The 26,758-nt window shown below is 64.7% G+C and carries 26 protein-coding genes; 17 read left to right on the top strand and 9 right to left on the bottom strand.

The window, feature by feature from the left end:
* Positions 1 to 319, top strand: a 319-nt coding sequence (locus tag VGH68_RS23330; protein WP_331606075.1) for a DUF2269 domain-containing protein, incomplete at its 5' end; no start/stop codon positions are given.
* A 45-nt stretch (positions 320 to 364) separates the two neighbouring features.
* Here the strand turns inward: VGH68_RS23330 and VGH68_RS23325 are convergent.
* Positions 365 to 604 (bottom strand): hypothetical protein, encoded by a 240-nt coding sequence (locus VGH68_RS23325; protein ID WP_331606074.1) that lies wholly within the window; start codon positions 602 to 604, stop codon positions 365 to 367.
* A gap of 230 nt (positions 605 to 834) precedes the next feature.
* On the opposite strand from VGH68_RS23325, the gene VGH68_RS23320 reads away from it, so the two are divergent.
* From VGH68_RS23320 to VGH68_RS23285, 8 genes are all read left to right on the top strand, one after another.
* The gene (locus VGH68_RS23320) at positions 835 to 1,701 is read left to right on the top strand and encodes a formate/nitrite transporter family protein (protein WP_331606073.1); all 867 of its coding nucleotides are present in this window, start codon (positions 835 to 837) and stop codon (positions 1,699 to 1,701) included.
* A 286-nt stretch (positions 1,702 to 1,987) separates the two neighbouring features.
* Positions 1,988 to 2,773 carry a type I methionyl aminopeptidase gene (gene map, locus VGH68_RS23315; RefSeq protein ID WP_331606072.1) on the top strand — a complete coding sequence of 262 codons (786 nt, stop codon included), beginning with the start codon at positions 1,988 to 1,990 and terminating at the stop codon, positions 2,771 to 2,773.
* 212 nt (positions 2,774 to 2,985) lie between these two features.
* Entirely contained in the window at positions 2,986 to 3,519 is a 534-nt protein-coding gene (locus VGH68_RS23310; protein WP_331606071.1) for a GNAT family N-acetyltransferase, read from the top strand.
* A gap of 281 nt (positions 3,520 to 3,800) precedes the next feature.
* Positions 3,801 to 4,649: a septum site-determining protein MinC gene (gene minC, locus VGH68_RS23305; RefSeq protein WP_331606070.1), complete on the top strand. Its 849-nt coding sequence runs from the start codon at positions 3,801 to 3,803 to the stop codon at positions 4,647 to 4,649.
* A gap of 103 nt (positions 4,650 to 4,752) precedes the next feature.
* Positions 4,753 to 5,568, top strand: coding sequence for a septum site-determining protein MinD (gene minD / locus VGH68_RS23300; RefSeq protein WP_331606069.1), 816 nt, complete (start codon positions 4,753 to 4,755; stop codon positions 5,566 to 5,568).
* 14 nt (positions 5,569 to 5,582) lie between these two features.
* Positions 5,583 to 5,837 (top strand): cell division topological specificity factor MinE, encoded by a 255-nt coding sequence (gene minE, locus VGH68_RS23295; RefSeq protein WP_094783024.1) that lies wholly within the window; start codon positions 5,583 to 5,585, stop codon positions 5,835 to 5,837.
* A gap of 448 nt (positions 5,838 to 6,285) precedes the next feature.
* Positions 6,286 to 7,290, top strand: a complete 1,005-nt coding sequence (gene waaC, locus VGH68_RS23290; RefSeq protein ID WP_331606068.1) for a lipopolysaccharide heptosyltransferase I — start codon at positions 6,286 to 6,288, stop codon at positions 7,288 to 7,290.
* A gap of 531 nt (positions 7,291 to 7,821) precedes the next feature.
* The gene (locus VGH68_RS23285) at positions 7,822 to 7,953 is read left to right on the top strand and encodes a hypothetical protein (RefSeq protein ID WP_331606067.1); all 132 of its coding nucleotides are present in this window, start codon (positions 7,822 to 7,824) and stop codon (positions 7,951 to 7,953) included.
* A 34-nt stretch (positions 7,954 to 7,987) separates the two neighbouring features.
* Here VGH68_RS23285 and VGH68_RS23280 read toward each other — a convergent pair whose 3' ends face one another.
* The 5 genes from VGH68_RS23280 to VGH68_RS23260 all read right to left on the bottom strand — a co-directional run bounded on the left by VGH68_RS23280 (position 7,988) and on the right by VGH68_RS23260 (position 13,035).
* Positions 7,988 to 8,167 carry a hypothetical protein gene (locus VGH68_RS23280; protein ID WP_331606066.1) on the bottom strand — a complete coding sequence of 60 codons (180 nt, stop codon included), beginning with the start codon at positions 8,165 to 8,167 and terminating at the stop codon, positions 7,988 to 7,990.
* A gap of 194 nt (positions 8,168 to 8,361) precedes the next feature.
* Positions 8,362 to 9,669: an MFS transporter gene (locus VGH68_RS23275; protein WP_331606065.1), complete on the bottom strand. Its 1,308-nt coding sequence runs from the start codon at positions 9,667 to 9,669 to the stop codon at positions 8,362 to 8,364.
* 252 nt (positions 9,670 to 9,921) lie between these two features.
* Complete coding sequence (locus VGH68_RS23270; RefSeq protein ID WP_331606064.1) at positions 9,922 to 10,437, bottom strand: TonB family protein; 516 nt, start codon at positions 10,435 to 10,437, stop codon at positions 9,922 to 9,924.
* 229 nt (positions 10,438 to 10,666) lie between these two features.
* Positions 10,667 to 12,079 carry an argininosuccinate lyase gene (gene argH, locus VGH68_RS23265; protein WP_331606063.1) on the bottom strand — a complete coding sequence of 471 codons (1,413 nt, stop codon included), beginning with the start codon at positions 12,077 to 12,079 and terminating at the stop codon, positions 10,667 to 10,669.
* A gap of 143 nt (positions 12,080 to 12,222) precedes the next feature.
* The gene (locus VGH68_RS23260; protein ID WP_331606062.1) at positions 12,223 to 13,035 is read right to left on the bottom strand and encodes a helix-turn-helix transcriptional regulator; all 813 of its coding nucleotides are present in this window, start codon (positions 13,033 to 13,035) and stop codon (positions 12,223 to 12,225) included.
* Positions 13,036 to 13,339: 304 nt separating this feature from the next.
* On the opposite strand from VGH68_RS23260, the gene VGH68_RS23255 reads away from it, so the two are divergent.
* Together VGH68_RS23255 and VGH68_RS23250 are read left to right on the top strand one after the other, a co-directional pair.
* Complete coding sequence (locus VGH68_RS23255) at positions 13,340 to 13,789, top strand: DUF2778 domain-containing protein (RefSeq protein WP_331606061.1); 450 nt, start codon at positions 13,340 to 13,342, stop codon at positions 13,787 to 13,789.
* Positions 13,786 to 14,076, top strand: a complete 291-nt coding sequence (locus VGH68_RS23250) for a hypothetical protein (RefSeq protein WP_331606060.1) — start codon at positions 13,786 to 13,788, stop codon at positions 14,074 to 14,076. The genes VGH68_RS23255 and VGH68_RS23250 overlap by 4 nt, the downstream gene beginning before the upstream one ends.
* Positions 14,077 to 14,183: 107 nt before the next feature.
* Here VGH68_RS23250 and ppc read toward each other — a convergent pair whose 3' ends face one another.
* Positions 14,184 to 17,039, bottom strand: coding sequence for a phosphoenolpyruvate carboxylase (ppc, locus tag VGH68_RS23245; RefSeq protein WP_331606059.1), 2,856 nt, complete (start codon positions 17,037 to 17,039; stop codon positions 14,184 to 14,186).
* Here ppc and VGH68_RS23240 point away from each other — a divergent pair.
* The 6 genes from VGH68_RS23240 (at position 17,005) to VGH68_RS23215 (ending at position 24,898) form a co-directional block, all read left to right on the top strand.
* Positions 17,005 to 17,400: a hypothetical protein gene (locus tag VGH68_RS23240; RefSeq protein WP_331606058.1), complete on the top strand. Its 396-nt coding sequence runs from the start codon at positions 17,005 to 17,007 to the stop codon at positions 17,398 to 17,400. The two genes, ppc and VGH68_RS23240, sit on opposite strands and share 35 nt — an antisense overlap.
* 282 nt (positions 17,401 to 17,682) lie before the next feature.
* Positions 17,683 to 18,678, top strand: coding sequence for a hydroxymethylbilane synthase (hemC, locus tag VGH68_RS23235; protein ID WP_331606057.1), 996 nt, complete (start codon positions 17,683 to 17,685; stop codon positions 18,676 to 18,678).
* Positions 18,678 to 20,690, top strand: coding sequence for a fused uroporphyrinogen-III synthase HemD/membrane protein HemX (gene hemDX / locus VGH68_RS23230; RefSeq protein WP_331606056.1), 2,013 nt, complete (start codon positions 18,678 to 18,680; stop codon positions 20,688 to 20,690). Before hemC ends, hemDX begins: the two co-directional genes overlap by 1 nt.
* A gap of 2 nt (positions 20,691 to 20,692) precedes the next feature.
* On the top strand, positions 20,693 to 21,883 hold the full coding sequence (locus VGH68_RS23225; RefSeq protein ID WP_331606055.1) for a heme biosynthesis protein HemY: 1,191 nt from the start codon (positions 20,693 to 20,695) through the stop codon (positions 21,881 to 21,883).
* Positions 21,884 to 22,202: 319 nt separating this feature from the next.
* The gene (locus tag VGH68_RS23220; protein WP_331606054.1) at positions 22,203 to 23,654 is read left to right on the top strand and encodes a DNA-binding protein; all 1,452 of its coding nucleotides are present in this window, start codon (positions 22,203 to 22,205) and stop codon (positions 23,652 to 23,654) included.
* A 266-nt stretch (positions 23,655 to 23,920) separates the two neighbouring features.
* Positions 23,921 to 24,898, top strand: coding sequence for an SDR family oxidoreductase (locus VGH68_RS23215; protein ID WP_414696977.1), 978 nt, complete (start codon positions 23,921 to 23,923; stop codon positions 24,896 to 24,898).
* A gap of 76 nt (positions 24,899 to 24,974) precedes the next feature.
* Here VGH68_RS23215 and VGH68_RS23210 read toward each other — a convergent pair whose 3' ends face one another.
* Entirely contained in the window at positions 24,975 to 25,586 is a 612-nt protein-coding gene (locus VGH68_RS23210) for a hypothetical protein (protein ID WP_331606052.1), read from the bottom strand.
* 218 nt (positions 25,587 to 25,804) lie between these two features.
* Positions 25,805 to 26,416: a hypothetical protein gene (locus VGH68_RS23205; RefSeq protein ID WP_331606051.1), complete on the bottom strand. Its 612-nt coding sequence runs from the start codon at positions 26,414 to 26,416 to the stop codon at positions 25,805 to 25,807.
* Between the last annotated feature and the right edge of the window lie 342 nt (positions 26,417 to 26,758).

Below are 26,758 nucleotides of genomic sequence, written 5' to 3'. Positions count from 1 at the left end.
CGCCGACTGGCTATTTACGACGCCGACCGTGATCGTGCAGCCAGCAACAGGCTTTGCGCTGGTCAGGCTATCCGGCATGCCGGTTGCGAGCCGATGGCTCGCGTGGTCGATCGGCCTCTACGCGCTAGCGATCGCGTGCTGGCTACCGGTGGTGTGGCTGCAAGTCCGGCTGTCCGCACTCGCCCGCGACAGCGATGACGCGCACGCGGCGCTGCCGCCCGCCTATTGGCGCTTCTTTGCATGGTGGATCGGGCTTGGCGTGATCGCGTTCTTCGCGTTCGTCGCGATCTTCTGGTTCATGGTGACGAAAATCGCCTGACGCAACGGCATCCGAGCTTCGACGAATCGCGACACGGCGGCCCGTTCAGGCTTTGTTCTGTTCGCTCGTGATCCTGCGGATGTGCTCGACGATGAGCTCCTTGTGATTCACCATCGCCTCGCGCGTTTCGCACAGCACCGTGAGAACCTCCAGCGCGGTGGAAGTGTCATGGCCGTCACGCTTCAACTGTTCGGTCAGCCGCCGCTGCTGTTCGATGCGTTCGTCGGCGAGCCGGATGTCTTCCTCAGCCTTGGCTAGCGATTCGAACTCTTTTTGAAGGTTCATCGCGCCTCCTGTTGATGCGTCGCGACGTTAGGGCCGCGGGCTGCAGTCGTGAGCCGCGCGCATGATCGGCAGCGCGATACACGGCTAGCCGGAATTGTCTGCGTTAGCGTGCGGCAATTGCTCTGCCTCGGCCGCTGCGCGCGCGGACCGCCGTTTGCTACGGGACAGCATCCCGCGATCCCGCGGCGGCGCCGCGTCCGAACCGCGGCAAGACAAACAGAGAGTCGAACATGGCCAAGCAACCCGACAAAAACGACGGACAAGCCGCAGGGCACGCGTCTCCCCACCTCGATGACGAGCAGCGCGACCAGGCCGCCGCGCATAGCTCGCCACACGCGCTGGTCATTCACGAGATCGTTCGCGAGGAAGGCGAGACCGCGTTGGCGCGCAAGCCGCTGGCGCTTGTGTGGTCCGCGCTGGCTGCCGGGCTGTCGATGGGCTTTTCGTTTCTGACCCAGGCCGTGCTGGAAGACAAGGCCCCGTCGGGCCACGAAGGCGCGTCGCTGATCAGCGCGGCCGGCTACTGCGTCGGTTTCATCATCGTCGTGCTCGGGCGCCAGCAACTGTTCACCGAAAGCACGCTCACCGTGCTGCTGCCGGTCCTGACCCGGCGCGATCTGCACACCGCCGCCTGCGCGCTGCGGCTGTGGGTCATCGTGCTGGCCGCCAACCTGGTCGGCACGTGGATTTTCGCGGGCATGCTCGCGGCGCCCACGGCTTTTGCAGAAAAGCTCGCACCGGTTCTCGATCATTTGGGGCAGGCGCCGTTCCAGGCAGCGTTTGCGACGACGACGCTCAAGGCGGTGCTGGCGGGCTGGCTGATCGCGCTGATGGTCTGGCTGCTGCCCAACGCCAAGTCCGCGGCGGTACTGATCGTCGCGTTGCTCACCTATGTGGTCGCCGTCTGCGATCTGTCGCACGTGATCGCCGGCTCGGTGGAGGCTGCGTACGTGGTGCTGCGCGGCAACGCGTCGGTGCAGGACTATCTGCTGCGGTTTCTCGCGCCCACCTTGCTCGGCAACGTGATCGGCGGGACCGCGCTGGTCGGCTTGCTGAACCACGCGTCCATTGCGCCGGAGATGACCGGCAAGGCTTAGCGTGGCGCGCGGCTTCGAGCGCCGCATTCAGCGCAAGGATGTTGGCCTGGAACGACTTCTGTCGCGGTTGTTTCCAGTTCGAAACGACGGAGCGATAAGCCCGCCGCCATGCCGATTTTCACGCCCGATGCGCTCGCCGCGCGCCGACTGCTTGCACCACATTGGGTCGTTCGCGGCGGGCTTCCCGACGATCCTCTGTACAATCGCCCGATCGATTCGGCGAAATCGCTTCGCCGGACACTAGAACTACCTCGCGTTTTCCCCGCGATCCACATCGATTGAATTCATGGCGATTACCTACAAGACCCCTGACGACATCGCGAGCCTGCGCATCGCCGGCCGCCTCGCGGCCGACGTACTGGCAATGATCGGCGAGCATGTGAGGGCCGGCGTATCCACCGACGAGCTCGACGCGCTGTGCAACGACTACATCGTCAACACGCAGAAGGCGATTGCGGCCAATGTCGGCTATCTGGGCTTCCCGAAGACCGTCTGCACGTCGGTCAACAGCGTGGTATGCCACGGCATCCCGAATCGCAGCGAGATTCTGAAAGACGGCGACATCATCAACATCGACGTCGCGATCATCAAGGACGGCTATTTCGGCGACACCAGCCGCATGTACTGCGTCGGTGAGCCGAGCCCGGTCGCGCGACAACTGGTCGACACGACCTACGAGGCGATGGTGGCCGGTATCCGCCAGGTGAAGCCGGGCGCGACGCTCGGCGACATCGGCTACGCGATCCAGAAGGTCGCGCAGCGCGACGGCTTTTCGATCGTGCGGGACTATTGCGGGCACGGCATCGGCCGTGTGTATCACGAGGATCCGCAGGTGCTGCACTACGGCCAGCCGGGGCAGGGCGTGCGTCTGAAGCCCGGCATGGTCTTCACGATCGAGCCGATGATCAACGCGGGCCGCGCCGGCACGTCGGTGCAACGCGACGGCTGGACCGTGGTCACGAAGGACCGCTCGCTGTCCGCGCAATGGGAGCACATGGTCGCGGTGACCGACGACGGCTATGAACTGTTGACGCCGTGGCCGGACGGCACCGGCCGCTATGAGGCGCCGTGAGCGCGTGGCGGGCAACGCCACCGGCGCGCGGCGAGCGTGCCGCGGCCGATGCGAAGCTTGCAGCCGATGCGGCGATATGAACGGCCGCCTCGACGAGTCGCGCCCGATACGAACACTTCTCGCGGCCGCCTGTTGTGGTCAATAATAAAAATTGACTCGCGCGCCGGTTCGGTTAAAGCTACGTGTTAGGGTTTCAAGGGGTTTTCGTCTGCATGAGTCCGTCATTGACCGTTCGCCGCATCGCCGCTGATCAGGGCGCCGTTTTTCGCGAACTCCGTACTGCGTCGCTGCGCGAGGCGCCTTATGCGTTCGGCGCGACACTCGAGGACGCGCTGTCGGCCGACGCGGACAGTTTCAACGCCACCGCCGCCCATCACGCGGTCTCGCAGTTCGTCGGTACCTTCATTCTGTACACCGAGGGCCATCCGGCCGGCCTGATCGAAGCGCATTTCGACGACACCGCCGCGCACCGCGCATTCGTTTGCGAGCTGTGGGTCGCACCGGCCGTGCGTCATCTGCGCGGCGGCGAACTCCTCGTCGATACCGCAAGCAACTGGCTGGCGGGCGCGGGCGCCACCCAGATCTACGCGTGGGTCGCCGACGCCAATCGCAACGCGATGCGCTTTTACGAGGCGCTCGGCTTCGGCCCGACCGGCGAACACCGGCGCGTCGAGCGCGCACCCGAGCAGGTCGAAAGTCTGCTGGTGCGCCACGTGCCCGCTACGTCGAACACGCATCAGCCGTGATCGCGCGAGCGGTGCGTAGCAGCGCCGCTCACCTTTGTCTTACGCCTATCTCCCGAGCCGTTTGCGTCGATAGCCGCTTTGGCGGCCACCGTTGCCGTCCGTGTTTCACAACCGCGTTAGCGTGTACTGCACGACCTCCACGATTCGCACACGGCGCGTGGCCTGCACCGCATCGACGGCGACCAGCGGCGCAACACCCTTCCAACAGCAGATTCTCGCGGCAAAAAGACTGGCCCCGCGCGTGTACGCCTGTAAAATACGCAAAATTTTTGCCGAACGCTATGTCGCCCAAGAAATCGCCCTTTTTCGAACTTCGCAGCGGTTCCGTCGACACGCTCATGTTCGTGGTCAAGACGACCGACCTCGATGCGATGCGTGCCGAACTGACGCGGCGCTTCGAGGCGACTCCCGAATTCTTCGCCAATGACGTCGTCGCGATCGACGTGCGGCGTCTCACCGGCGACGAGCGTGTACCGCTCGCCGACATCGCGCAGTTGCTCGACAGCGTGCGCATGCGGCCGATCGGCGTGGTCGCGAATGCCGAGCAGTCGTGGGCGGGCGAAACGGCGTTGCCGCTGCTCGAAGCGCGCGACCGCCGCGGCGCCCCGGGCAAACAACTGGACGACGACAGCGCGGCAGGAGCGCGAGCCGCCAGCACCGCGGCGGCTCCGGCCACCGATGAACCGGCAGGCGCATCCACGAGCACTGCAACGGCCTCCACGACAGACGGCCCCGGCGCTGCCGCCACGGTCGAACCCGCGCCCGCCGCAGAGCCGGTGCGGCTCGCCACGTCGCCGCAAACGATGGTGGTCGACAAGCCGCTGCGCTCCGGCCAGCGCATCTACGCAAAGGGCGATCTCGTCGTGCTCGGTCTGGTGAGCTACGGCGCCGAGGTGATCGCCGAAGGCAACATCCATATCTATGCGCCACTGCGGGGGCGCGCACTGGCCGGCGTGCAGGGCAATCACGACGCGCGCATCTTCTGCACGTGTCTCGAAGCAGAACTGATCTCGATCGCGGGCATCTATCGAACGACCGAAAACCCGCTGCCGGCCGAGGTGCACGGCAAGCCGGTGCAGATCTGGCTCGAAGAAGAAAAACTGATGATCGAACCGCTGCGGCTCACGTAAGGCGACGTGAAGGGCGCTGCCTCACGCGATGACGGCATGCGGCGTTCACGGCGAAGCCGGCCGCGCATCAATTGACGCATTTGACGAACACAAGGTAAGGGTAATGGCAAAAATCATTGTGGTGACTTCGGGCAAGGGTGGCGTGGGCAAGACGACCACGAGCGCGAGTTTTGCGTCGGCGCTCGCGCTGCGCGGACACAAGACCGCCGTGATCGACTTCGACGTCGGCCTGCGGAACCTCGATCTCATCATGGGCTGCGAGCGCCGCGTCGTGTATGACCTGATCAATGTGATCCAGGGCGAAGCGAATCTGAACCAGGCGTTGATCAAGGACAAGAAGTGCGAGAACCTGTTCATCCTGCCGGCTTCGCAGACGCGCGATAAGGACGCGCTGACGATGGAAGGCGTCGAGAAGGTCATCAACGATCTGATCGCGATGGACTTCGAATACATCATTTGCGATTCGCCGGCCGGGATCGAATCGGGCGCGCTGCTTGCGATGCATTTCGCCGACGAAGCGCTGATCGTGACCAATCCGGAGGTGTCGTCGGTACGCGACTCCGACCGCATTCTCGGCATCCTGTCGTCGAAGACCAAGCGCGCGATCGAAGCCAGGGAGCCGATCAAGGAACATCTGCTGATCACACGCTACAACCCGAAGCGCGTCAGCGAAGGCGAAATGCTGTCGCTCACCGACATCCAGGAGATTCTGCGCATCGATCTGATCGGCGTCATTCCGGAATCGGAAGCCGTGCTGCACGCGTCCAACCAGGGGTTGCCGGCCGTGCACCTCGACGGCACGGACGTGGCCGAAGCGTATAAGGACGTCGTATCGCGTTTCCTCGGCGAGCAGAAATCGCTTCGCTTTACCGATTACCAGAAGCCCGGGCTGCTGCAGCGCCTCTTCGGCACCAAGTAAGGGGAGCGCACGTCATGTCGATTCTTTCGTTTTTGCTGGGCGAGAAAAAGAAGTCCGCGTCGGTAGCGAAGGAACGCCTGCAGTTGATCATTGCGCACGAGCGCGCCGGCGGTCATGCGCCGGCCGATTATCTGCCTGCGTTGCAACGCGAACTGGTGGCCGTCATCTCGAAGTACGTGAAGATTTCCGATGACGATATCCGCGTGAGCCTCGAGCGTCAGGACGATCTCGAAGTGCTCGAAGTCAAGATCGAGATACCGCAGGTCTGACCGTTCGGCGTGGCCGCGGGTTAGTCTCGCGGCTGGCTCGGATGATGGGCGGCGCGTCGCCTCGGGTCGCATCGCGTCACGGCGCGCTCTGCTGCCGCGCAAAGTCCTGTTCCCGCCGTTGTTCACCGTCTCCCAATCGAAATAATCCGTTGCACTATCGCTGGATGCCGGGACATTGGGCGTGATCGCCGCGTCGATCGCTCATCGTTCAACGTATCGATGAGCGCATCGCTAAACGCATAAGCGGGCCGCCAGCGCTTCACTACGCGCCGCGCGTGGTTGTCTGCGTCCGCAGCACATTGTCGAAACCCGCGCCGATGGACAGCGGCGGCGCGAAGCCCGCTGTAACGCTCCGTATTCACCGCCGCACGCGCGCTTGGGCTCTTCTACCGGTCCTTGCGGAGTCGTCAGCTAAAATAGCCGGAATCTCAAACCAAGAACCGGCCTCATGAAGCGAATTCTCATCGTCAAGGTCACTTCACTCGGGGACATCGTGCAGGCTTTGCCGGTCGTCGCCGACATCAAACGCGCGTTCCCTGGCGTACAGGTCGATTGGGCGGCAGACGAAGCGTTCGCGGATCTCGTGCACTGGAGCACAGGCGTCGACCGCGTGCTGCGCGCGCCGCTGCGCCGCTTCAAGAAGGCGCGCCGCTGGGGCGATCTGAAAGCGATCTGGGCCTCTATTGCCGAGCTGCGCGCTTATCGCTACGACCACATCATCGACATCCACGGCGTCTACAAGAGCGCGATCATCGCTTTTCTCGCGCGCTCGTCGCGGCGCATCGGCTATCAGTCGCAGGACCTCGGCGAGCGCGGCGCCGCATTCGCCTATACCGGGCGCTTCGGCCCGCGTCCCCAAGGCAATGCGTGGCACGGCATGCGCATCAGCGCGGGCGAGGCGCTCGGCTACGAAGTGCAAGGGCCGCCCCTCTATAACCTGCGCCTGCCGGACGCGGCCACGCCGCCATTCGCGGGAGAAAGCGCGCCCGTCGCGGCGTTCTTTCACGCGACCTCCAAAGACGATAAAAAATGGCCGCTCACCCATTGGGTGGAAGTGGGCCGTGTGCTGAGCGAGCGGGGTTTTCGCGTGGTGCTGCCGTGGGGTTCGGCCGGCGAGCGCGCCGAGGCCGAGCAGATCGCCGCGCAGGTACCCGGCGCGACCGTGCTGCCGTCGATGAGCGTGACGGAAGTCGCGCAGATGATCGACGCGTGCGCGCTCGTCGTCGGTACCGACACGGGTTTCGTGCACCTCGCGCACGCGCTGCAGAAGCGCACCGTGATGATCTTCGTCGCCACGTCGCCGTCGCATTGCGGCGTCGAAGCGCCGTTTCGCTCGACCTCGATCGGCGACGGCCGCTCGGTGCCGCCGGTCAGCGCGGTGCTCGAGGCGATCGACTACGTGCATGCGGATTCGGAGTCGTTCGCGGTGCAGCACGGCGCTCCCGCCGCCTGATACCGGGCAGTTCTTTCTGGTGCTCTCGCGCAATCGTTTGGCGTAAACAAAACAGCCGCGACGGGCGGTTTGTCCATCAGGGCGGCTTGCGTCGTCGCGCGCTCACCAGCGCCCACGTCCCGAAACAACACGTGCAGAGCAATCGATTACACGGCTGTTAAATCTGTCGCTTTTCGTTGGACACCGATATGGGCGGTGCCTGCTTCGCGCATTACCCAGGTCCACGACGCACGCGCCGTGGACGCTTAGCCGCCGTGCCCGAAAGGCCGTGCATCGCATAGCGCAGACGCAGCCAGCAACGCATGCGCGGCGACAGCATGCTCAACCCAGTGCAGACGGTGTATCCCGCGATGCCGACGTCATACCGCAAGAGTAGCGCGCGGGCGGGATACCGATCGAATCCGGCGCGCCGATCCTGTAACACCCCGGTGATCATCCCTTACAAATGGCAACGCTCGCGGGGGGCCGCCTCGTGTCCAATCGGGTCATTCGGGGTTTTGCTCGAATCAATCTGACTCGATGGAGAACAACATGAAACGCTTGATCCTGACTCTCGTCGCCGGCACGCTGCTCGCATCGGTACTAGGCGGTTGCGTGATCGCGCCCGCGCCGGGCTACTACTATGGCGGCGGTGGTTACTACCATCACGGCTACTACCGCTGAGTCTGACGACGCGTGTTCACCGTTGCGGCGACGCTCAGGCGATCAGCATTTCAAACGCGACGACCGCGGCGATGGCCGCGGCGTTCGCGGCGAGCGCTTCGACCACGATGCCTTTCCACGTCGCGGGCCGGAAGCGCAGCGCGAGCAGTAGCGCGCCAAGCAATGCGAGCGCGATGATGATCACGATATCGGCATTGTGAAGATGGACGGCCATACGCGTCTCCCTGTTTTCCATAGGGTTATAGAGCGGAGTATAGGCAAGCCAAAAAGACGCGCAAGGCGGGGGATTTACCCAGGCAAGACCTGGTTAGGAACGTCGAGGAAGAGTTGCCCGATGTCGCGCGTGACGGCATCGGACAGTCACACACGCATAGCGGCGAAAGATCGATTCCGCCACCAGGCGCCGCATCATTTCATCAGGCTTTCATCGCGCGTTTCGCGCATGCAGAGCACGCCAATCAGGCTCACCGCGGCCGCGACCGACACATACGCGCCGACCCACGGCAGCCCGCCGTGCGCGGCGAGCACCTGGGCGATATACGGCGCGACCGACGCACCCAGGATCCCGCCGAGGTTGTACGCCACACCAGCACCGGTATAGCGCACGTTGGTCGGAAACAGTTCGGGCAGCAGCGCGCCCATCGGCGCGAAGGTCACGCCCATCAGAAACAGCTGGACTACGAGGAACAGCAGTACGAGCAGCGGCTCGCCGCTACCGAGCAGCGGCGCCATCGTGAAGCCCGACAGGATCGCCGCGATGATGCCGACGATCAGCACCGGCTTGCGGCCGAAGCGGTCGCTCGCGCGGGCCGACAGCGGGGTGGCGAGCGCCATGAACACGACCGCGACGCACAGCAGGCCGAGGAACGTTTGCCGCGGAATGTGCAGCATGCCGACGCCGTACGACAGCGAGAACGTCGTCGCGTTGTAGAACAGCGTGTAGCAGACCACCATCGCCAGCGCGCCGAGCAGGGTGGGCACCCAGTGCTGCGAGAACAGGGTCGCGATCGGCACGCGCACGCGTTCCTTGCGCTCGATCGCGGCCCTGAACGCCGGCGTCTCGGCGATCTTCAGGCGCACGTACAGGCCGAGCGCGACCAGCAGAGAGCTGACGATGAACGGCACGCGCCAGCCCCAGCTGCGGAACTGTTCGTCCGACAGCGACAGCGCCAACGCAAAGAACAGCCCGTTGGACGCGAGAAAGCCGATCGAAGGCCCGAGCTGCGGGAACATGCCGAACCAGCCGCGCTTGCCGGCCGGCGCGTTCTCGGTCGCGAGCAGCGCCGCGCCGCCCCATTCGCCGCCGAGGCCGATGCCCTGGCCAAAGCGCAGCACGCACAGCAGGATCGGTGCGAGGCTGCCGATCGCGTCGTAGCCCGGCACGAAGCCGATCAGCGTGGTCGACACGCCCATCACCAGCAGCGATGCGACGAGCGTCGACTTACGGCCGATGCGGTCGCCGAAGTGGCCGAACAGGAACGAGCCGATCGGCCGCGCGACGAAAGCGATGCCGAACGTGACGAATGCCGATAGCGCCTGCGCGGTGGCCGAGCCGTGCGGGAAGAACACCGGCCCGATCACGAGCGCGGCGGCCGTCGCGTAGACGTAGAAATCGTAGAACTCGATTGCGGTGCCGATGAAGCTTGCAAAGATGATCCGCGCGCTACTGTTTTGCCCGCCAGCGGGCTGGGCCGCGGAAATCGGCGAAGTGGACATGCAGGGTCTCCCTATGTCGTGACGCCGCTTGCCGCCGTGCGTTTTCGAACGCAGGCGGGGCGTGTTGGTGCGGCGTCCTTGTTGAAATAGTCGAAGCTGGCGCGCCGCGCCGGCGGGTGTGCGGGCGGCGTGAGCGATGCCGGATGATTGCCGGCGCAACGGATCGGAAAATTATAGCGAGCGGCGCCCGCGCGCAGCAATGGCGGCGTGAGGTCGTGCGCAGTCCCGGTTGCGACGAAGGTCGGTCGAGCCTTAGTCGAAAGTCTCCGCTTGCGGTGCCGCCAGCTCGCGCAACTGGAACTTGCCGTTGTCGTTGAACAGCCAGTCCTCGAACATTTCGAGCTGGCCACGGCCGTTCAGCAGCTTGCCGGGCGGCGTCGGCAGCGGCGCCGAGCGGCGCAGCGTCGCGAGCGCGGTGCTTTCGGCTTCGTCGTCGCCATTGGTCCGATAGACCGACGACTGCACGATGTGTCCGTAGCGATCGACGGTGAATGACACCACCACCAGCGAGCGCAGCATCGCCTGCGGCTTGCCTTGCAGCACGTACGACGGATTGCGCTCGACGATGCGCCGCGCGACCGCGTCGCGATATTGATCGAGCGTCGCGCTGTTGATCGCGGCCACTGGCGTGTTCACGGTTTCGTGCGGCGTCAGCGTCGTAATCGTGCAGCCGGAAGCGGTGACGAGCGCGATGCCGGCGAGCACGGTGCGCGGCGTGCACAACCAATTCGCGCGGCGCAGGAAACGGGGAAGAGTGTAGGAGAGCATCGTCGGCGAGCAGCGCGAAAAGGACCTGTCTTGATGGTAGTCAAAAACGGCCGCGATTCAATTGGCGTTCGGCCGTTGCGTGCTTGCGCATGCAGTGCTTCACGCGTTGCTGTAATGACCGGAAATATCCGCGAATTGGTCAGCGGGCGCAAACCCGCCTACACTCCGGGAGCCTCTCCGCGAGGCATCGGTGGAAGTCTTTTTCAGCCCGCTTGTCGCGGGCTTTCTTTTAGCTTCGATGCGCCGCGTCGCGCGCGGCCTTCGCCGCGGCCAGCACCTGTTCGGGCGCGGTGCCGCCCGGATGATTGCGGCTTGCCACCGACCCTTCGAGCGTCAAATACGAGAACACGTCCTCGCCGATCAGATGCGCGACGCCAGGCAGCTCGTCGCGCATTTCATCGAGCGTCAGGTCCGCGAGATCGCAACCGCGATCGGCGCACACGCGCACCGCGAGCGCGACCGCTTCGTGCGCGTCGCGAAACGGCAGACCGCGCTTGACCAGGTAATCGGCCAGATCGGTCGCGGTCGAGAAGCCTTGCAGCGCCGCGTCGCGCATCGCCTGCGGCTTGACCGTGATACCGGCGACCATTTCAGCGAAGATGCGCAGCGTATCGGCGACCGTATCGACGGTGTCGAACAGCGGCTCCTTGTCTTCCTGATTGTCCTTGTTGTACGCGAGCGGCTGGCCCTTCATCAGCGTGAGCAGCGCCATCAGATGGCCGTTCACGCGGCCGGTCTTGCCCCGCGCGAGTTCGGGCACGTCCGGGTTCTTCTTCTGCGGCATGATCGATGAGCCGGTGCAGAAGCGGTCGGCCAGATCGATAAAGCCGACGCGCGGGCTCATCCACAGCACCAGTTCTTCCGAGAAGCGCGATACGTGTGTCATCACGAGCGCGGCGGCGGCCGTGAATTCGATCGCGAAGTCGCGGTCGGACACCGCATCGAGCGAGTTCGCGCAGATGCCGTCGAAGCCGAGCGTGCTGGCGACCGCGTGACGGTCGATCGGGTAGCTGGTGCCGGCCAGCGCGGCCGCGCCGAGCGGCAGACGGTTCACGCGCTTGCGGCAGTCGATCATGCGCTCGGCGTCGCGCGAGAACATCTCGACGTACGCAAGCAGGTGATGGCCGAACGTGACCGGCTGCGCGACTTGCAGATGCGTGAAGCCCGGCATGATGGTCGACGCGTTCTTCTCGGCGATATCGATAAGCGCGGTGCGCAGCGCGGTGAGGAGGTCACCGATACGGTCGATCTCGCCGCGCAGCCACAGACGGATATCGGTCGCGACCTGGTCGTTGCGCGAGCGGCCGGTATGCAGACGCTTGCCGGCATCGCCGATCAGCGCGGTCAGGCGCGCTTCGATATTCAGGTGCACGTCTTCGAGATCGAGCAGCCATTCGAATTCGCCGCGCTCGATTTCACCCTTGATCTGCGCCACGCCGCGCTGGATCGCGGCGAGGTCGTCGGCGGAAATGATCTTCTGCGCGGCCAGCATCGACGCGTGGGCGAGCGACCCTTCGATGTCGACGAACGCCAGCCGCTTGTCGAAGAAGACCGACGACGTGTAGCGTTTGACGAGCTCCGACATCGGCTCCGAGAAGCGAGCCGACCAGGCTTCGCCTTTTTTGTGCAGTTGGGACGTCATGGTGTTGGGCGGTTAAAAGCGAGCGGTGAAGAGGCTGACAACGCGGATGCACGTGCCGTGCAAAGCGCCGCCGCGGCAAGGAAAGAGGGGGATTTTAACACCGCGCGCGGCTGCTCCAGACGCCGCGGCTGCCGCGCCGGCGGCTATTCCCGCATCAGCACCACCAGCTTCAGATCCTCGCGATGCGCGGGCTTGAACGTGATCTGGTCATAGACGACGCGGCCATCGCGCGGATGGTTGAATTCGCGCCGGCCACCCTCGCGTCCGCCCACGTCTTGCGACGCCCAGAAGCGCGCGAACTCGTCGCTCGCGGCGGACAGCGCATCGATCAGCGCGCGCGTCGGCGGGTCGGTCAGATGCCGGATCGAATCGGCGCGGAACTCCGCGGCAAGGCGCCGCGCGCGCGTTTCCCAATCGACGATCAACGCGCGCGCCGCCGGCTCGGTGAACGTATAGCGCAACAGATTGCGGTCGTGCGCGCCGTCGAGCCAGCCGACGAACAGGCCGGCCGCGAGCTCGTTCCATGCGAGCGCATTCCACTGCCGGTCGAGCACGTAGGCGGGCGTGTTCACGAGCTGCACGGTCTCGAGCAGCGTGGAGGGCGCGTCGGCGGCGGCGGAGTCGGGCTCGGCGGGATCGCGCTGCGCGGCCAGCTCGAACAGATACGCGCGCTCGGCGCGCGACAGATGCAACGCGACGGCGATGCGCGCCAGCGCATCGGCCGATGCGGACACCGGCCGGCCCTGTTCGATCCACGTGTACCAGGTCGGGCTCACGCCGCACAGCTGCGCGACTTCCTCACGCCGCAAACCGGGCGTGCGGCGGCGCGGCCCCGGCGGCAAACCGACCGCCTGCGGCGACAGCCGCTCGCGGTGAGCCCGGATGAAATCCCCGAGCGCGCGGGCCGGCGTGGCATCGAGCGGCGGCGGATGAGCGGCGGAAGACGGCGTGGTCATGCGAGTCGGGCGGCGCGTGGAGGGGTAGTGGAGATACCAGAATAATTGCTTGGATTGTACTGGTACATGGCGCGCTCTATTGTAGCGGCGCAAATCGCGCGATGCGTAGCCTCGCCCCCTCGCGCGAGCGCTGGCGTGCAGTCGCGCATGTCACGCTTGCCACGAAGTCGTGCTTGCGCGGCAGTAGGAGACGACAGAACAGGATCGAATTCTCGAATTGTTTTTTTGAATGCACTATCCCAAAAATGTTTGTGCAACAATTCTCAGTGAGACGAAATTTCATACATTCTGCTGAGACAAATCCATGCATCATTGCACGTTCGAACTCAACGAAGAACCAATTAGCACATTTGAAATAACTGGGTTTTCATTTCCCGCATTTTCCGGTATTGGCAATCACATTAATAAGAAGCTCTATTCCTGCCTGCCAGACCTTGGAGCCATTTCGCCGGGAACGTACTATATTGTGGATCGACAGTCCGGGGGACGATTGGGTTGGTTGTGGGACAGAGTACTTCGCCACCAGGACTGGTTTGCGCTATATGCCGCCGATGGGCGAATCGATGACGAGACGTTCTGCGCCAACGTAAGACGTGGCAATTTTCGTCTTCATAGCGGTACGCTCAGTAAGGGCTGCATCACGATTATCGATCCCGCCGACTTTAACGTGATCAAGGCGATGCTACGTGCTGACAGAGGATCTCTTATTCCGGGAACGGATATAAGATTTTATGGAGAGGTCTTGGTGGAATGAAGACCCTGCAGCGAATAACCTTATGGTTCGCCGTTGAACTAGTCCTAATCCTTTTATACGTCATTGCATGGTCGTACTCTGACAATCTGTTTCCGGAATCTTCCACGCTCGCCGCATTGGCTTATCAGTTCACCACCGTGAATCCTCTCGACGACGGATCCGCGGAGATGTTGGACGCAACCTATAAATTGCTGGTTGCCTTTTTAACCGTAGTGCCGATCAGCATCGTCGTCTGGCTGTCCGGGAAATGTTGGCATCGATGGTTCGCAAGGGGAGGGCGCCGCTGAGACGCGGCCCAGTGCGCCTCCCTCGGGCGGCAGCGGCATGGTTTCCGTTCACCGGGCGACCGCGCGTGTCGCGCCGGCGTTTTTGCTGGTGAAGACCTGGCAAAACCTCAACCCGTATTACGCAGCCCCGCGGCAATCCCGTTGATGCTCAAATGAATCCCGCGCCGCACGCGCGCGTTCGTGTCGCCCGCGCGGTAACGTTTGAGCAGCTCGACCTGCAGATGATTGAGCGGATCCAGATACGGAAAGCGGTTCTTGATCGAGCGCGCGAGCAGCGGATTTTCGGCCAGCCGCTCACCCTTGCCGGTGATCTCGGAGAGCACCTTCGACGTGCGCTCCCATTCCGCCACGATCCGCTCGAACACGTGTTTGCGCAGCTTCTTGTCGGTGACGAGCGCCGCGTAGCGCGACGCGACTGCGAGATCGGTCTTCGCGAGCACCATGTCCATGTTCGACAGCAGATTCGAAAAGAACGGCCAGTTCTTGTGCATCTTCTTTAGCAGCGCGAGACGGCGCGTGCGTTCGGCCTCGCTCGGCGCGCTGTCCAGATGCTCGGCGACCGCGCTGCCGAAGCCGTACCAGCCGGTCAACAGCAACCGGCATTGACCCCAGGAAAAGCCCCAGGGAATCGCGCGCAGATCTTCGATCTTGCGCTGCTTCGGATCTTGGAGTTTGCGCGAAGCGGGGCGGCTGCCGATGTTCAACTCGGCGATCTCCGCGATCGGCGTCGACTCGAAGAAATACTCCTTGAAGCCCGGTGTTTCATAGACGAGTGCGCGATACGACGCCATCGCCGCATCCGACAACTGCTGCATCGTTTCCTCGAACACCGGCAGCTCCGCGGACGCATGGTCGTGCGGCAGTAGCGATGCTTCGAGCGTCGCTGCGACGACCGTTTCCAGATTGCGCCGGCCGATCTCCGGATTGGCGAACTTGCTCGCGATCACCTCGCCCTGCTCGGTCAAGCGAATCTGACCGTCGACGGTGCCAGGCGGCTGCGACAGGATCGCCTGATAGGTCGGGCCGCCGCCACGGCCGACGGTGCCGCCGCGGCCATGAAAGAGCCGCAGCGTCAGGCCGCGCTCGTTGAACAGCGCGACCAGCGCGAGTTCGGCCCGATACAGCTCCCAGTTCGACGTGAGAAAGCCGCCGTCCTTATTGCTATCCGAATAGCCGAGCATCACTTCCTGCTGGTTGCCCTGATGCTCGATCAGCGCGTCGATACCCGGCAGCGCGATCAGGTCGCGCATGATGTGCGGCGCGTTGCGCAGGTCGGGGATCGTCTCGAACAGCGGGATCACCATCAGACCCGCGCGCGCGGGGTCGTCCGCGTCGCCGAGGTGTCCGCGCAACAGGCCGGTTTCCTTTTGCAGCAGCATCACCTCGACCAGATCACTGACAGTCTCCGTGTGCGAAATGATGTAGTTGCGCACCGCGCGCGCACCGAATTTCTCGCGCGTGGCGCGGGCTTCTTCCAGCACGCCAAGCTCGCTCTTCACGAGCGCCGAGTAGTCCGCATACGGCACGCGCAGCGGCCGCGGCTGCGCGAGTTCGGCAAGCAGCACCTCGAGCTTGTCCGCTTCCGATAGCGCCGCATAGTCGGCCTCGACACCCGCGCGCTTGAGCAATTCGGCGATCACTGCCTCGTGGATGTCGGAGCTTTGCCGCAGATCGATGCTCGCCAGATGGAAGCCGAACACTTCGGCGGCACGCGCGAGCGGCGCGAGGCGCGGGGCCGCGAGCGGCGCGCCGTGATGTTCGGCAAGCGAATCGATCAGCACGTGCAGGTCGCGCACGAACTCGGCCGAGTCGTCGTACGGAATCGCCCGGATCGGCGCCGCGCCGCGGCCCGCGCTGCGCAGCGGCACGCTGCCTTCGCCAAGGCGCACGCGCGCACTTGCCGCGAGCCGCGTGTATATGCCGATCAGCGCCCGGCGATACGGCTCGTCGGTGCGGTGCGGCGACTGGTCGGGCGAGGTCGCCGCGAGTTCCTTTAGCGCATCGCTCGCGCCGGCGAGCAGGTTCGACACCGATAGTTCGGCGCCGAGCTTGTGCACCTGCTCCATGTAGTGCTCGAAGATCACCGCGGCCTGACGCGTGATCGCGTTTTCGAGCGTTTCGGCGGTGACGTTCGGATTGCCGTCGCGGTCGCCGCCGATCCAGCTGCCCATCTGGAAGAACGGCGGCAGACGTGCTTCGACGCCATGCTCCTTCAGTGCTTCCTCGATATCGGTGTAAAGGGCGGGCAGCTCTTCGAGGAACGTGCTGCGGTAATACGACAGTGCGTTTTCGATTTCATCGGCGACGGTCAGGCGCGAATCGCGCAGCATCCGGGTTTGCCAGAGCGACGTGACACGCGCGCGCAGCATCGCTTCGTTGTGCGCGCGCTCGCGGTTGGTCAGCGGCTGGTCGCGCTCGGCCAACAGCCGAGCGATATCGTGCTGCGCGTCGAGAATGCTTTTGCGCTGCACTTCGGTCGGATGCGCGGTCAACACCGGCATGATCAGCGCGTCGTTGAAGAACTGCTGCAACACCGGCGTCGCGGCCGCGCCCGCCGCGGCGAGCCGCTCCAGCGCAAACGCGATCGTGCCCGGCTGCGAGGCCGAGCCGGCGAGCTCGTGAATCCGATGACGGCGGTTGCGATGGCGATCTTCGGCGATATTCGCGAGGTGCGAGAAATAGCTGAATGCGCGCACCACGCTGACCGTCTGCTCGGGCGTCAGCGCGCGCAGTTTCTTGTCGAGCGCCTGCGCGGCGGCACTGTCGTCCTCGCGACGGAAGCGCACCGCGTCCTGGCGGATGGTTTCGACGACGTCGAACACCGCGTCGCCTTCCTGTTCGCGCAACACGTCGCCGAGCAGGCGGCCCAGGTAGCGGATGTCCTGGAACAGCGGATGGTCTTTGTTCTCGCGCGTGCGCGACGCGCTCTTGACGGCCGGCGCAGCGGGTGCGGCCGCGGACACGGGCTGCGGCTCGCCGTTCAGCTTCGGCCGCTTCGGTGTTTTCGCGGCGCGCGGCGGGGCGGCTGTTGCGATGGCGGAAGCGTCGGGCGCCGCGGCATCGGCCGGGCGAACGGTGGGCGAGGCAGTGTTGCGGCGGGCGGGGCGCGCCGATCCGGAAGACGTCACGATGGGTTTCCTCGGGGAAAGCCTGTTGATTGATGAACTGGCCGTGCGGAACTGCAACCAGCAACTGCAACGTGAACTGCGTGCAACCAAGACTGTGAAGCGACTGCCAATAGCGACTGAAAGGAAACTGCAAGGACAACTGCAAAAGGGACTGCGGGGCGGACGACATGCAAGCGGCTTCACGCGTTGCCAATAGCGCGAACCCGACGCAGGGAGAGAGCGCCACGCGAGCTCATACGCCGCGCCGAACAGCGGGCGCGTGCCGTCGAAGCACGTAACGCCGCACTGCATCGTCCCGCATGCCGCCGCCCGGTGCGCGAACGACCGTGCGAGGCAATTGGATGGGGGCTTTCGCGCGTGACGCGAAGCCCGTCTCCCCCGTCGATACCGCGTCAGCACGGCGCCAGCGGCGCCTTTCGACGCAGGGTCGCGTGCTAACATTGATTGTTATCCCATCCCGAGATCAAGCAGCAAGCTGATGACTACCGAGACGTTTTCCACGCCACCCCACACGCTTGTGATTGCGTCGCGAGAAAGCCGCCTGGCCCTCTGGCAGGCAGAGTATGTGCGGTGTGCGCTGCACAAATTATATCCATCTTGTGACGTAAAAATCCTCGGAATGACAACTCGTGGGGATCAGATTCTCGATCGCACGCTGTCGAAGGTCGGTGGTAAAGGCCTGTTCGTGAAGGAGCTCGAAGCGGCGCTCGCCGACGGCCGCGCGGACCTCGCGGTGCATTCGCTCAAAGACGTGCCCATGCAGTTGCCCGACGGCTTCGCGCTGTCGGCGATCATCGAGCGCGAGGACCCGCGCGACGCATTCGTCTCCAATCAATTCGATTCGCTTGCCGCGTTGCCGGCCGGTGCGGTGGTCGGCACGTCGAGCCTGCGCCGCGAGGCGATGCTGCGGATGCGTTATCCGCATCTCGAAGTGCGGCCGCTGCGCGGCAATCTCGACACGCGGCTTGGCAAGCTCGATCGCGGCGACTATGCGGCGATCATTCTGGCTGCGGCCGGTTTAAAGCGTCTCGGTCTTGCGGACCGCATCCGCGCGCTGCTGGAGCCGGAGGACAGCTTGCCCACCGCGGGACAGGGCGCGTTGGGCATCGAGATTCGCGCCGACCGCGACGAGCTCGCCGCATGGCTCGCGCCGCTGCATCATCAGCGTACGGCGGCGGCTGTCGAGGCGGAGCGGATGGTCTCGCGCGTGCTTGGCGGCAGTTGCGAAGTGCCGTTGGGCGCGCACGCGAGCTGGCATGACGGCGCGCTGCATCTGCGTGGCATCGTTGCGACGCCCGATGGTCAGCGTCTGCTGAGCGCGCAGGCATCGGGGCCCGCGCCGACCGTCGAACGGGCGCGCGCGCTGGGGCAGCACGTTGCCGACGAGCTGGTGCGGCAGGGCGCGCTCGAGATCATCCGCGCGCTCAGTACCGCGAGCGGTCCGGCCGCGGACCAAACGGCGGCCGGCGAGTGATGAGCGCCACCGCTGCGCGCAACGCGCCGTTCACGGTCGTGATCACGCGGCCGGCGGGCCAGTCGGGGGAGCTAATCCAACAGCTCCAAATGGCCGGCCTCGCGACCCTCGAGTTTCCCCTTATCGATATCGCCCCGGTGCTCGACGACGCGCCTTTGCGCGACGCGCTCGCGTCGCTCGACCGCTATGCGCTCGTCGTGTTCGTGTCGCCCAACGCAGTCGATCACGCGTTTGCCCGCAGCGCAGCGATCTGGCCGCACGCGCTGCCGATCGGCGTGGTCGGCCCGGGCAGCGTGCGTGCACTCGCGCGCCACGGCGTGGGAGCACCTGCGCACCGTGTGATCAGCCCCGCCGCCAGCGCCGCCGACGAGGCCACCGGCTTCGACTCCGAAGGCCTCTTTGCCGCGCTCGACGCATCGCTCGGCGCGGCCAGCCTCGAAGGCAAGCGCGTGCTGATCGTGCGCGGTGACGGCGGGCGCGAATGGCTCGCCGATCGGCTGCGCGAAGCCGGCGCCGAGGTCGACGCGGTCGCCGCATACCGGCGCATCGTGCCGGAGCCGCCGATCGGCGCGTGGGCGCGCGTGCATCAACTACTTGCCGGCGAGCCGCACGCCTGGCTGCTGACGAGTTCCGAAGGCGTGCGCAACCTGCACGAGCTCGCGCATGAACATCTGACCGCCGACGAAATCGCGCAGCTCAAACACGCGATTCTCGTCGCGCCTCACCCCCGCATCGCGCAAACCGCGCGGGCATTGGGTTTTGATAGGATTACGGTGTCCGGCGCGGGCGACGAGCGCATCGTCCGCGCCGTCGTTGCCGCCGTTCCGGCCGTCGTCCAACCGGTATCGTCCAATCCGGCTCATTCACCGGCTCACTCACCGGCTCAATCACGCATGACTGAAACGAACGCCTCCACGAACGCCTCGCCCCAGCCGTCCGCAACCGCTCCATTGCCGCCGAATCAACCGTTCACGCCGTACGAAGCGCAGCAAACGCGCCGCAGCACGAGCGCGCCGCTGCTCTGGGCTGTCGTCGTGATCCTCGCGTGCGCGGTCGGTGCCGGCGGCTTCGTGATGAACCGCAAGCTGGTGCGCACCGAGCAGGAACTCGCGCAGCGTCAGCAGGCGAACGATACCCAGACCAACGAGCTGCGCATCAAGCTCGATCAGGCGCTCGCCAGCGTGCATCAGGCCGACTCGCAGGTCGCGCAGTTCGAAGGCAAGCTCGCCGATGCGCAGGCCGCGCAGCAGGCGCTGCAACAGCAATACGCGGATCTCGCGCGCAATCGCGACGACTGGACGCTCGCGGAAGTCGGGCAGATGCTGTCGGCCGCAAGCCAGCAGTTGCAACTCACCGGCAATACGCAGCTCGCGCTGTTCGCGCTGCAAAGCGCCGATACGCGCCTCGCCGCGTCGGACAGCCCGCAGGCGGTCGCGGTGCGCAAGGCGATCGCGCAAGACATCGACAAGCTGAAGGCGGCGCCGTCCACCGATCTCACCGGCCTCGCGATCAAGCTCGACAACGCGATCGATCACGTTGCCGCGCTGCCGCTGTCGGGCGAAGCGCCGATTCCTCACGCCACGCCGCGCGCGGCCACATGGGCCGATACCGCGAAGGTCGCGGCGGCCACCGGCAAGCCGCGCTGGGAAGTGTGGATCGATGAAGTCACGCACGGCATCGGCGAGCAGTTGACGAGCCTCGTGCAGGTACGCCGTATCGACAACGCCGACGCGATGCTGGTCGCGCCCGACCAGGGCTATTTCCTGCGCCAGAACCTGAAGCTGCGTCTGCTGTCGGCGCGGCTCGCGCTGCTCTCGCGCAACCAGACCACGCTGAAGTCCGATTTGCAGGCCGCGCAGTCGTCGCTCGCGCGCTACTTCGACGCGTCGTCGAAAGACACGCAGACCGTGATCGATCTGGTGAAGCAGGTGGACGCCGGTTCGGCCGCGGTCGAGTTGCCGAACCTCGATACGAGCCTGCAGGCCGTCAATCAATACCGGAATCGAGGTTAATCATGGCGATCCGGGGACTTCTTTGGCTCGCGGCGCTGTTCGCCGTCGCGGTGGTGCTCGCGGTGGGCGGCCGCTTCGACGCGGGGCAGATCATGCTGATCTATCCGCCGTATCGCGTCGACATGTCGCTGAATCTGTTCGTCGTCGGCCTGGTGGTGCTGTTCATCGTGCTGTACGCGCTGCTGCGCATCATCCGCAACATCTGGCGCATGCCGCAACGCGTGACCGCGTACCGTGCGCGCGCGCGCGTCGCGAAGGCGCACGCATCGCTGCGCGACGCGATCGGGAATCTGTACGCGGGGCGTTTCTCGCGCGCCGAAAAAGCTGCGAAGGACGCACTGGCAAGCGCCGACAACAAGGGCGCGGCCGGCCTGATCGGGGCCACCGCCGCGCATCGGATGCGCGAATACGGGCGGCGCGACGAGTGGCTCGCGCGGATCGACCAGCCCGACTGGCAGGATGCCCGTCTGATGGCCACCGCCGACATGCGCGCCGACGGCCGCGACGCCGACGGCGCGCTGAGCGCGCTGACCGAAATGCAATCGCAGGGCGCGCGGCGCATCCACGCGCAGCAGATCACGCTGCGCGCGCAACAGCAACTGAAGAACTGGAGCGAAGTGCTCAAGCTCGTCAAGATGCTGGAGAAGCGCGAGGCGATCCATCCGGCGGTCGCGGTGCGGCTGCGTCAACAGGCGGCGGAAAATCTGCTGCGCGACCGGCGTCACAATGCCGATGCGCTGCTCGAACTGTGGAGTTCGCTGTCGGCGGCGGAGCGTCATTCGCCGCGTCTGGCCGACGTCGCCGCCGAGTTGCTGGTCGCGCTGAACCGTCCGCAGGACGCGCGCAAGATCGTCGAAGAAGCGCTTGCGCAGAACTGGGACGCGCGGCTGTTGCGGCGTTACCCGGATACCGCGGGCGGCGATGCGCTGCCGCTGATCCAGAAAGCGGAAGCGTGGCAGAACGAGCGGCCGGAAGATGCCGATCTGATGTTCGCGCTAGGCCGGCTGTGTCTGCATCAGCAGTTGTGGGGCAAGGCGCAGTCGTTCCTGGAGCGGGCGCTGAAGCTGGCCGACAACGAGACGCTGAAGATTCGCTCGCATCGCGCGCTGGCACGCTTGCATGAGCAGCTGGGCGACACCGATAAAGCGAGCCAGCACTATCGCGAGAGTGCGCTGGCGATGAATGTGGTGTGAGCTTCGCGATGCGAGCGGCGCCTGAGCGCTAAAACCGCGCCGATCTCTGAACCGCTACTGAATGGCCGCAGCCGATGCTGCGGCCATTTCTTTTTCCACGGCGCGAGCCGCTGCGGCGCAGTTGCGCGCACGCGGGCGGGACTGTCGCCGACTGCGCGGCAATCCCATGAATACCTCCCCCGAAACCCGGCTTTTCGAGCGATTGAGCATCACGGCATTACCCGACAATTCGTAGCTATGCGAGGCGGGCAATTGCGCGCGCCTGCCGCCCGAACGACGAAACGGTATTCGTCACCACGCGCACTTTGTCGAGGCAGACATGTCAAGCAACATCACGATCACGGACGACCAGATAGCTGAAATTGCCAACCGGATGGCGGACGAGGGGCAGACGGTATCCCCGGTGGCCATCTGGTCCGAAGTCCACACCGGTTCGGTGGTCGCGGTGGCCGCGGCCTTGCGCAAGTGGCGCGAAAAGCGCGCGCCTCGCGTGCCCCAGGTCGTCGAGCGCCCGGCGTTGCCGGACAGTGTGACGGACACGATGCGCGACGCGCTCGACCGGCTGTGGACCTCCGCGCAGGACGAGGCGGAACGGGCGGTGGCGCGACGCCTCGCTGGGATGCGTCAGCGTGTCGAAGAAGCCAGCACCGAGCGCGACGACGCGCTCGCGGAGCTGCAAAACACCGTCCAGGAACTCGATGCGCTGCAAGGCCAACTGGATCAACTGGCGAACTCCTACGAGGAGAAGGTCAATGTCGTGACGGGTCTCGAAGAGGACATCGCGCTCGCGGTGCAACGAACCGACGCGGCCGAGAAGCGCGTGCAGGAGCTTACCGAGCGCGTTGCCGATCTCGAAGCGGAACTGGAGCGCGCGCTGTCGGAGCTGGCCGCGCGGGCCGAAGCGTCCGCTCAACACGAAACGAGCGCGGCGGAACAAGCCGAACGGGCCGGAGAGCCGGCCGAAGCGGCCGAGCGCGCGGCGGCGACTGAAGAAATCGAAGCGGAGCGCGCGGCTGCGCATGCGGAAGCGGTCGCGCGTCTGGAACGCGACCTCGAAGCGATTCGCGCGGAACTGCAAGCCGAGCAGGAAGCAAACGCGGCCCGCCGGGACGAGGTTGCCGGCGCGCAGGCCGAACGGGAGGCGGCCGCGGTCGAACTGCAGCATGCGCAGGCGCAACTGGGCAGCCTGAGCGATGAGCGCAAGGCGGATGCATCTGAAATCGCGAGGTTGTCGGCCAGTCTCACCGAGGCGCAGCAACGCGCGGAGGCCGAACAGCAACGCGCGGACGCCGAACAGCAGCGTGCCGACGCCGAACAGCAGCGCGCGGCCGAACTCGCCGAGCGCGCGGTGGCGAACGTCGAGCCCGCGCTCGACGAGCCGGCAGCGGCGGCCGAGGTCGACCAGCAAGAAATCGACGCACTGAAGGCGCAGATTGCGCGCGACGCGCAAACGCACGCCGCCGCGATTGCCGAAGCGCGGGAGACCGTGAAGAAATGGTCCGACTACGCGAACGGACTGAAGCAGCAACTGGCACAGGCCAACGAAAAGACGATCGTCGTACTGGCCCGTGGCGCAGGCGAAGCAACCTTGAGCCGCCGGCTTTCCGCCGAGCTGAGCCTGGTCAAGCCGGATCATGACCTGCTGCGCAAGGAGGCCCAGCAGCAGGTCATCGTCGAGACGATCAGCGCTCATCTCGAGAAGCAAGGTTATCGCTACGACGAGAAAACCGGTGTGGTGTCGAAGCTGAACACCGAAACCGCCCCGGCCTGAGCGCAACAATGAATGATTGCGCGCCGCAGCCGACGCGGTGCGCAACGCTCGTATCGTAACGTGCAGGCCCAGACACGCGATATCCGCCGGCAGAAAGCCGGGTGTCGCCATCGGCTCGTGATGAATGCGCGCGAGCCGGGATCGTGAATTGCTACTCGCCAGTACTCAGCAGACGGACATTCGAGGAGGCGACTGTGGCGAGCCACGCTTTAGCGACAAACACCGAAGCCCGGAGTACTGACGAAAAGCACAAAGGCGTCGTCGTCATTACAGGCGCGAGCGCGGGCGTTGGACGCGCGAGCGCATCCGAATTCGCGCGACAAGGCTATGACGTCGGCCTGATCGCACGTGAGCCACAGCGGCTCGAACGCGCGGCCAGTGAAATCAGCGGTACCTACGGGGTTCGCGCGCTCGCGCTACCGGCCGACGTTGCCGATGCCGATGCGATTCAGCAGGCCGCCGAGCGCGTGAATCGCGAGTTGGGTGGCATCGATATCTGGGTCAACGTCGCGATGGCTACTGCCTTCGCGCCGGTGTCCGCGCTCGGTGCGCGCGATATCGAACGCGGCACGCAGGTGACTTATCTCGGGCAGGTCAATGGGATGCTCGCCGCGCTTCGCCTGATGCGCGAACGCGGACAGGGGACGATAGTCAATGTCGGCTCGGCGCTCGGGTACAGGTCGGTGCCGTTGCAATCGATCTATTGCGGAGCGAAGTTCGCGGTGCGCGGCTTCACCGATTCGTTGCGCTCCGAATTGCTTCATGACCGGCTCGATATTCACCTGACGATGGTCGATCTCCCCGCCGTCAATACACCGCAATTCGACTGGGCGCTCAATCGCACCGGACGCCGCGCGCGGCCGGTCGCGCCGGTTTTTCAGCCGGAAGTGGCGGCGCGCGCCATTTACTTTGCCGCCACGCATCGGCGGCGGCAGGTGTGGGTCGGCTGGTCCACCGTCAAGGCCATACTCGCGAACCGGATAGCGCCGGCGCTGCTCGATCGCTATCTCGCGCGTGCGGGTTATGACGGGCAATTGAGCGACGAACCTGTGCCTGCCGATGCGCCCGCGAATCTCTATGAGCCTGTGCCGGGCGACTACGGCGCTCATGGCCGCTTCGACGACGAAGCGCGCGCGCACAGTTGGGAGATGTTCACCGACCGGCATCGCAATGCGGTGTACGGCGGCGCGGCACTTGCGCTGGCGGGTGGCGTCGCGTGGCTGTTGAAGCGCAAACGATCTTGACGCGGATGTGTTGCGGTCGGGCGAATTCGCCGCCGCGTGAGTGGCTTTCAGCGATGCGGCGCCGACTCATTGACCGTTAATCAGGATTTAGTTTGCGTCGTTTCGGCGTCTGCTTGAAATAGTCGCGCGTCAGAAGAACATCCGTTAGGACCGGCGTTTTCTGTGCATCGTGCTCCCCGTGTTGCGGGTTGGGGTGGCCGAAAGTCAAGTCGACGTCCACCGGGAAACGGCTCGTCGGCTGATGCGAAGCGCGATAGCGATAGTGATGCAGAAGAACATGCTGCGGCACAGGCCTCATTTCATTGCCGGGTTGCTGATTGCCGTCGCCATCGATCCAGTATCCGATGTCGAGAGGGAATAGATCTTCCAGGGTCGAACGGGGGATTCCCACGATGACTGGATTGAACCGGATCGTGAAGACCCTCGGGACTTGCTTCACCTTCATGCGGTTGGCCGTTCGGGCGACCGGATCGGCCGTCACGAATAGCGTGATCTGCGTGCGGGGGAACGCGGGATTCTGGAAGGAATACTCGGTGCCTACGGTTCCCCGCAGAGGGGTCGCGGCGACGTTTTGACCGAATATTTCGAGCGCGCGATCGAATGGGTGGTCGTCTCGCAGGATTGCCATTGCGGTGGTTAATAGCTTCAGCGCCGTGTTGCGCTGGGCGCCGGTGACTGGTTGCGTCATATCAGTTGCTTGCTCCTATCGTTCTGATGCGTGGGCATATCGGGCGGTGCCTGTGCGGCGTTACGAACGAGAGGAGCATCATGTCCTGCCAACAGGCTTGAACCACTTGCGTATGCGTACGCATCTTCTTCATTGAGTTGGATTCGGTAGCTGATTTCGGATCTCGCGGGTGTGCAGGTTTGCTGTCCTGTATCCGGCGATGCCCGGTCGCTCGCTGCTTAAAACGAGCTGTTTTCGCGGCTCTTACGTCTCACTGCGAAGTAGTCACGAGTCAGGATAACGTCCATCAGCACCGGCGTTTTGCGCGCGTTTTCGGTCAGATCATGCGGATCAGGGTCGCCGAAGGCCAGTTGGACATTGACGGGAAATCGGCTCGTCGACTGGTTCAAAGCACGGTAGCGATAGTGATGCAAAAGAACCTGCGGCGGTATTGCTCCCATGTCATTGCCGGGCCGCCGGTTACCGTGTCTGTCGACCCAGTATCCAATATCGAGGGGGAGCAGGTCTTCCAGCGTTGACCGAGTGATGCCGTCCATCAGTGGACTGAACCGGATCGTGAACACGGTTGGGACCCGTTTGGCCTTCGTGCGATCGGCTGTTTGGTCGAGCGGGTCCGCCTCCACGAACAGCGTGATGTACGCAAGAGGAAATGCCGGATTTTCGAAGGAATACTCTGTACCCACGGAGCCGCTGAGAGGGGCTGCTGCAACGTTGACGCCGAATATCGTGTGCGCAGGATCGAACGGCTGATCGTCCCGCAGGATCGCCATTGCCGTAGTCAATACGCTGAGCGCCATCTCGTGCTGTGCATCGGTAACGGGCGGTCTCATGTCAGCCCCTGGCCCCGACGACCCTGAGGGCGCCGACATACTGGGCTGTGCATGTACCGGGATTGCGAACAAGAGGATCGCCAGAGTTTTGCCAGTAAGCCTGGACCACCTCCGCGCATGCGTGGACATCTTCTTCATGGAATTCCCTTCCGTGGCTGGTTCGAATTTGGGACTTTCCTGGTTCCTGCCAGACCTCGACAGCGATCGTCTACAGCGCGACCGACCGCTGCTTGTTGCAGGCTTCAGTTGCGCTATGCGGGTGTCGGTTTGAAATAGTCACGGTTGAACCTGACCACTATCAGGACCGGCGTCGTTGGCCCTCCATCCTTAGCCGCGTTAGCA

It is taken from the genome of Paraburkholderia sp. (genome assembly GCF_036488505.1).
GTDB lineage: Bacteria > Pseudomonadota > Gammaproteobacteria > Burkholderiales > Burkholderiaceae > Paraburkholderia.
Note: the sequence above shows the minus strand (reverse complement) of the source record. Positions and strands in the feature narration are given on the sequence as shown.

Coding starts and splice junctions, on each gene's coding strand:
- VGH68_RS23325 (WP_331606074.1), bottom strand. CDS start 604: ATGAACCTTCAAAAAGAGTTCGAATCGCTAGCCAAGGCTGAGGAAGAC.
- VGH68_RS23320 (WP_331606073.1), top strand. CDS start 835: ATGGCCAAGCAACCCGACAAAAACGACGGACAAGCCGCAGGGCACGCG.
- map (WP_331606072.1), top strand. CDS start 1,988: ATGGCGATTACCTACAAGACCCCTGACGACATCGCGAGCCTGCGCATC.
- VGH68_RS23310 (WP_331606071.1), top strand. CDS start 2,986: ATGAGTCCGTCATTGACCGTTCGCCGCATCGCCGCTGATCAGGGCGCC.
- minC (WP_331606070.1), top strand. CDS start 3,801: ATGTCGCCCAAGAAATCGCCCTTTTTCGAACTTCGCAGCGGTTCCGTC.
- minD (WP_331606069.1), top strand. CDS start 4,753: ATGGCAAAAATCATTGTGGTGACTTCGGGCAAGGGTGGCGTGGGCAAG.
- minE (WP_094783024.1), top strand. CDS start 5,583: ATGTCGATTCTTTCGTTTTTGCTGGGCGAGAAAAAGAAGTCCGCGTCG.
- waaC (WP_331606068.1), top strand. CDS start 6,286: ATGAAGCGAATTCTCATCGTCAAGGTCACTTCACTCGGGGACATCGTG.
- VGH68_RS23285 (WP_331606067.1), top strand. CDS start 7,822: ATGAAACGCTTGATCCTGACTCTCGTCGCCGGCACGCTGCTCGCATCG.
- VGH68_RS23280 (WP_331606066.1), bottom strand. CDS start 8,167: ATGGCCGTCCATCTTCACAATGCCGATATCGTGATCATCATCGCGCTC.
- VGH68_RS23275 (WP_331606065.1), bottom strand. CDS start 9,669: ATGTCCACTTCGCCGATTTCCGCGGCCCAGCCCGCTGGCGGGCAAAAC.
- VGH68_RS23270 (WP_331606064.1), bottom strand. CDS start 10,437: ATGCTCTCCTACACTCTTCCCCGTTTCCTGCGCCGCGCGAATTGGTTG.
- argH (WP_331606063.1), bottom strand. CDS start 12,079: ATGACGTCCCAACTGCACAAAAAAGGCGAAGCCTGGTCGGCTCGCTTC.
- VGH68_RS23260 (WP_331606062.1), bottom strand. CDS start 13,035: ATGACCACGCCGTCTTCCGCCGCTCATCCGCCGCCGCTCGATGCCACG.
- VGH68_RS23255 (WP_331606061.1), top strand. CDS start 13,340: ATGCATCATTGCACGTTCGAACTCAACGAAGAACCAATTAGCACATTT.
- VGH68_RS23250 (WP_331606060.1), top strand. CDS start 13,786: ATGAAGACCCTGCAGCGAATAACCTTATGGTTCGCCGTTGAACTAGTC.
- hemC (WP_331606057.1), top strand. CDS start 17,683: ATGACTACCGAGACGTTTTCCACGCCACCCCACACGCTTGTGATTGCG.
- hemDX (WP_331606056.1), top strand. CDS start 18,678: ATGAGCGCCACCGCTGCGCGCAACGCGCCGTTCACGGTCGTGATCACG.
- VGH68_RS23225 (WP_331606055.1), top strand. CDS start 20,693: ATGGCGATCCGGGGACTTCTTTGGCTCGCGGCGCTGTTCGCCGTCGCG.
- VGH68_RS23220 (WP_331606054.1), top strand. CDS start 22,203: ATGTCAAGCAACATCACGATCACGGACGACCAGATAGCTGAAATTGCC.
- VGH68_RS23210 (WP_331606052.1), bottom strand. CDS start 25,586: ATGACGCAACCAGTCACCGGCGCCCAGCGCAACACGGCGCTGAAGCTA.
- VGH68_RS23205 (WP_331606051.1), bottom strand. CDS start 26,416: ATGAGACCGCCCGTTACCGATGCACAGCACGAGATGGCGCTCAGCGTA.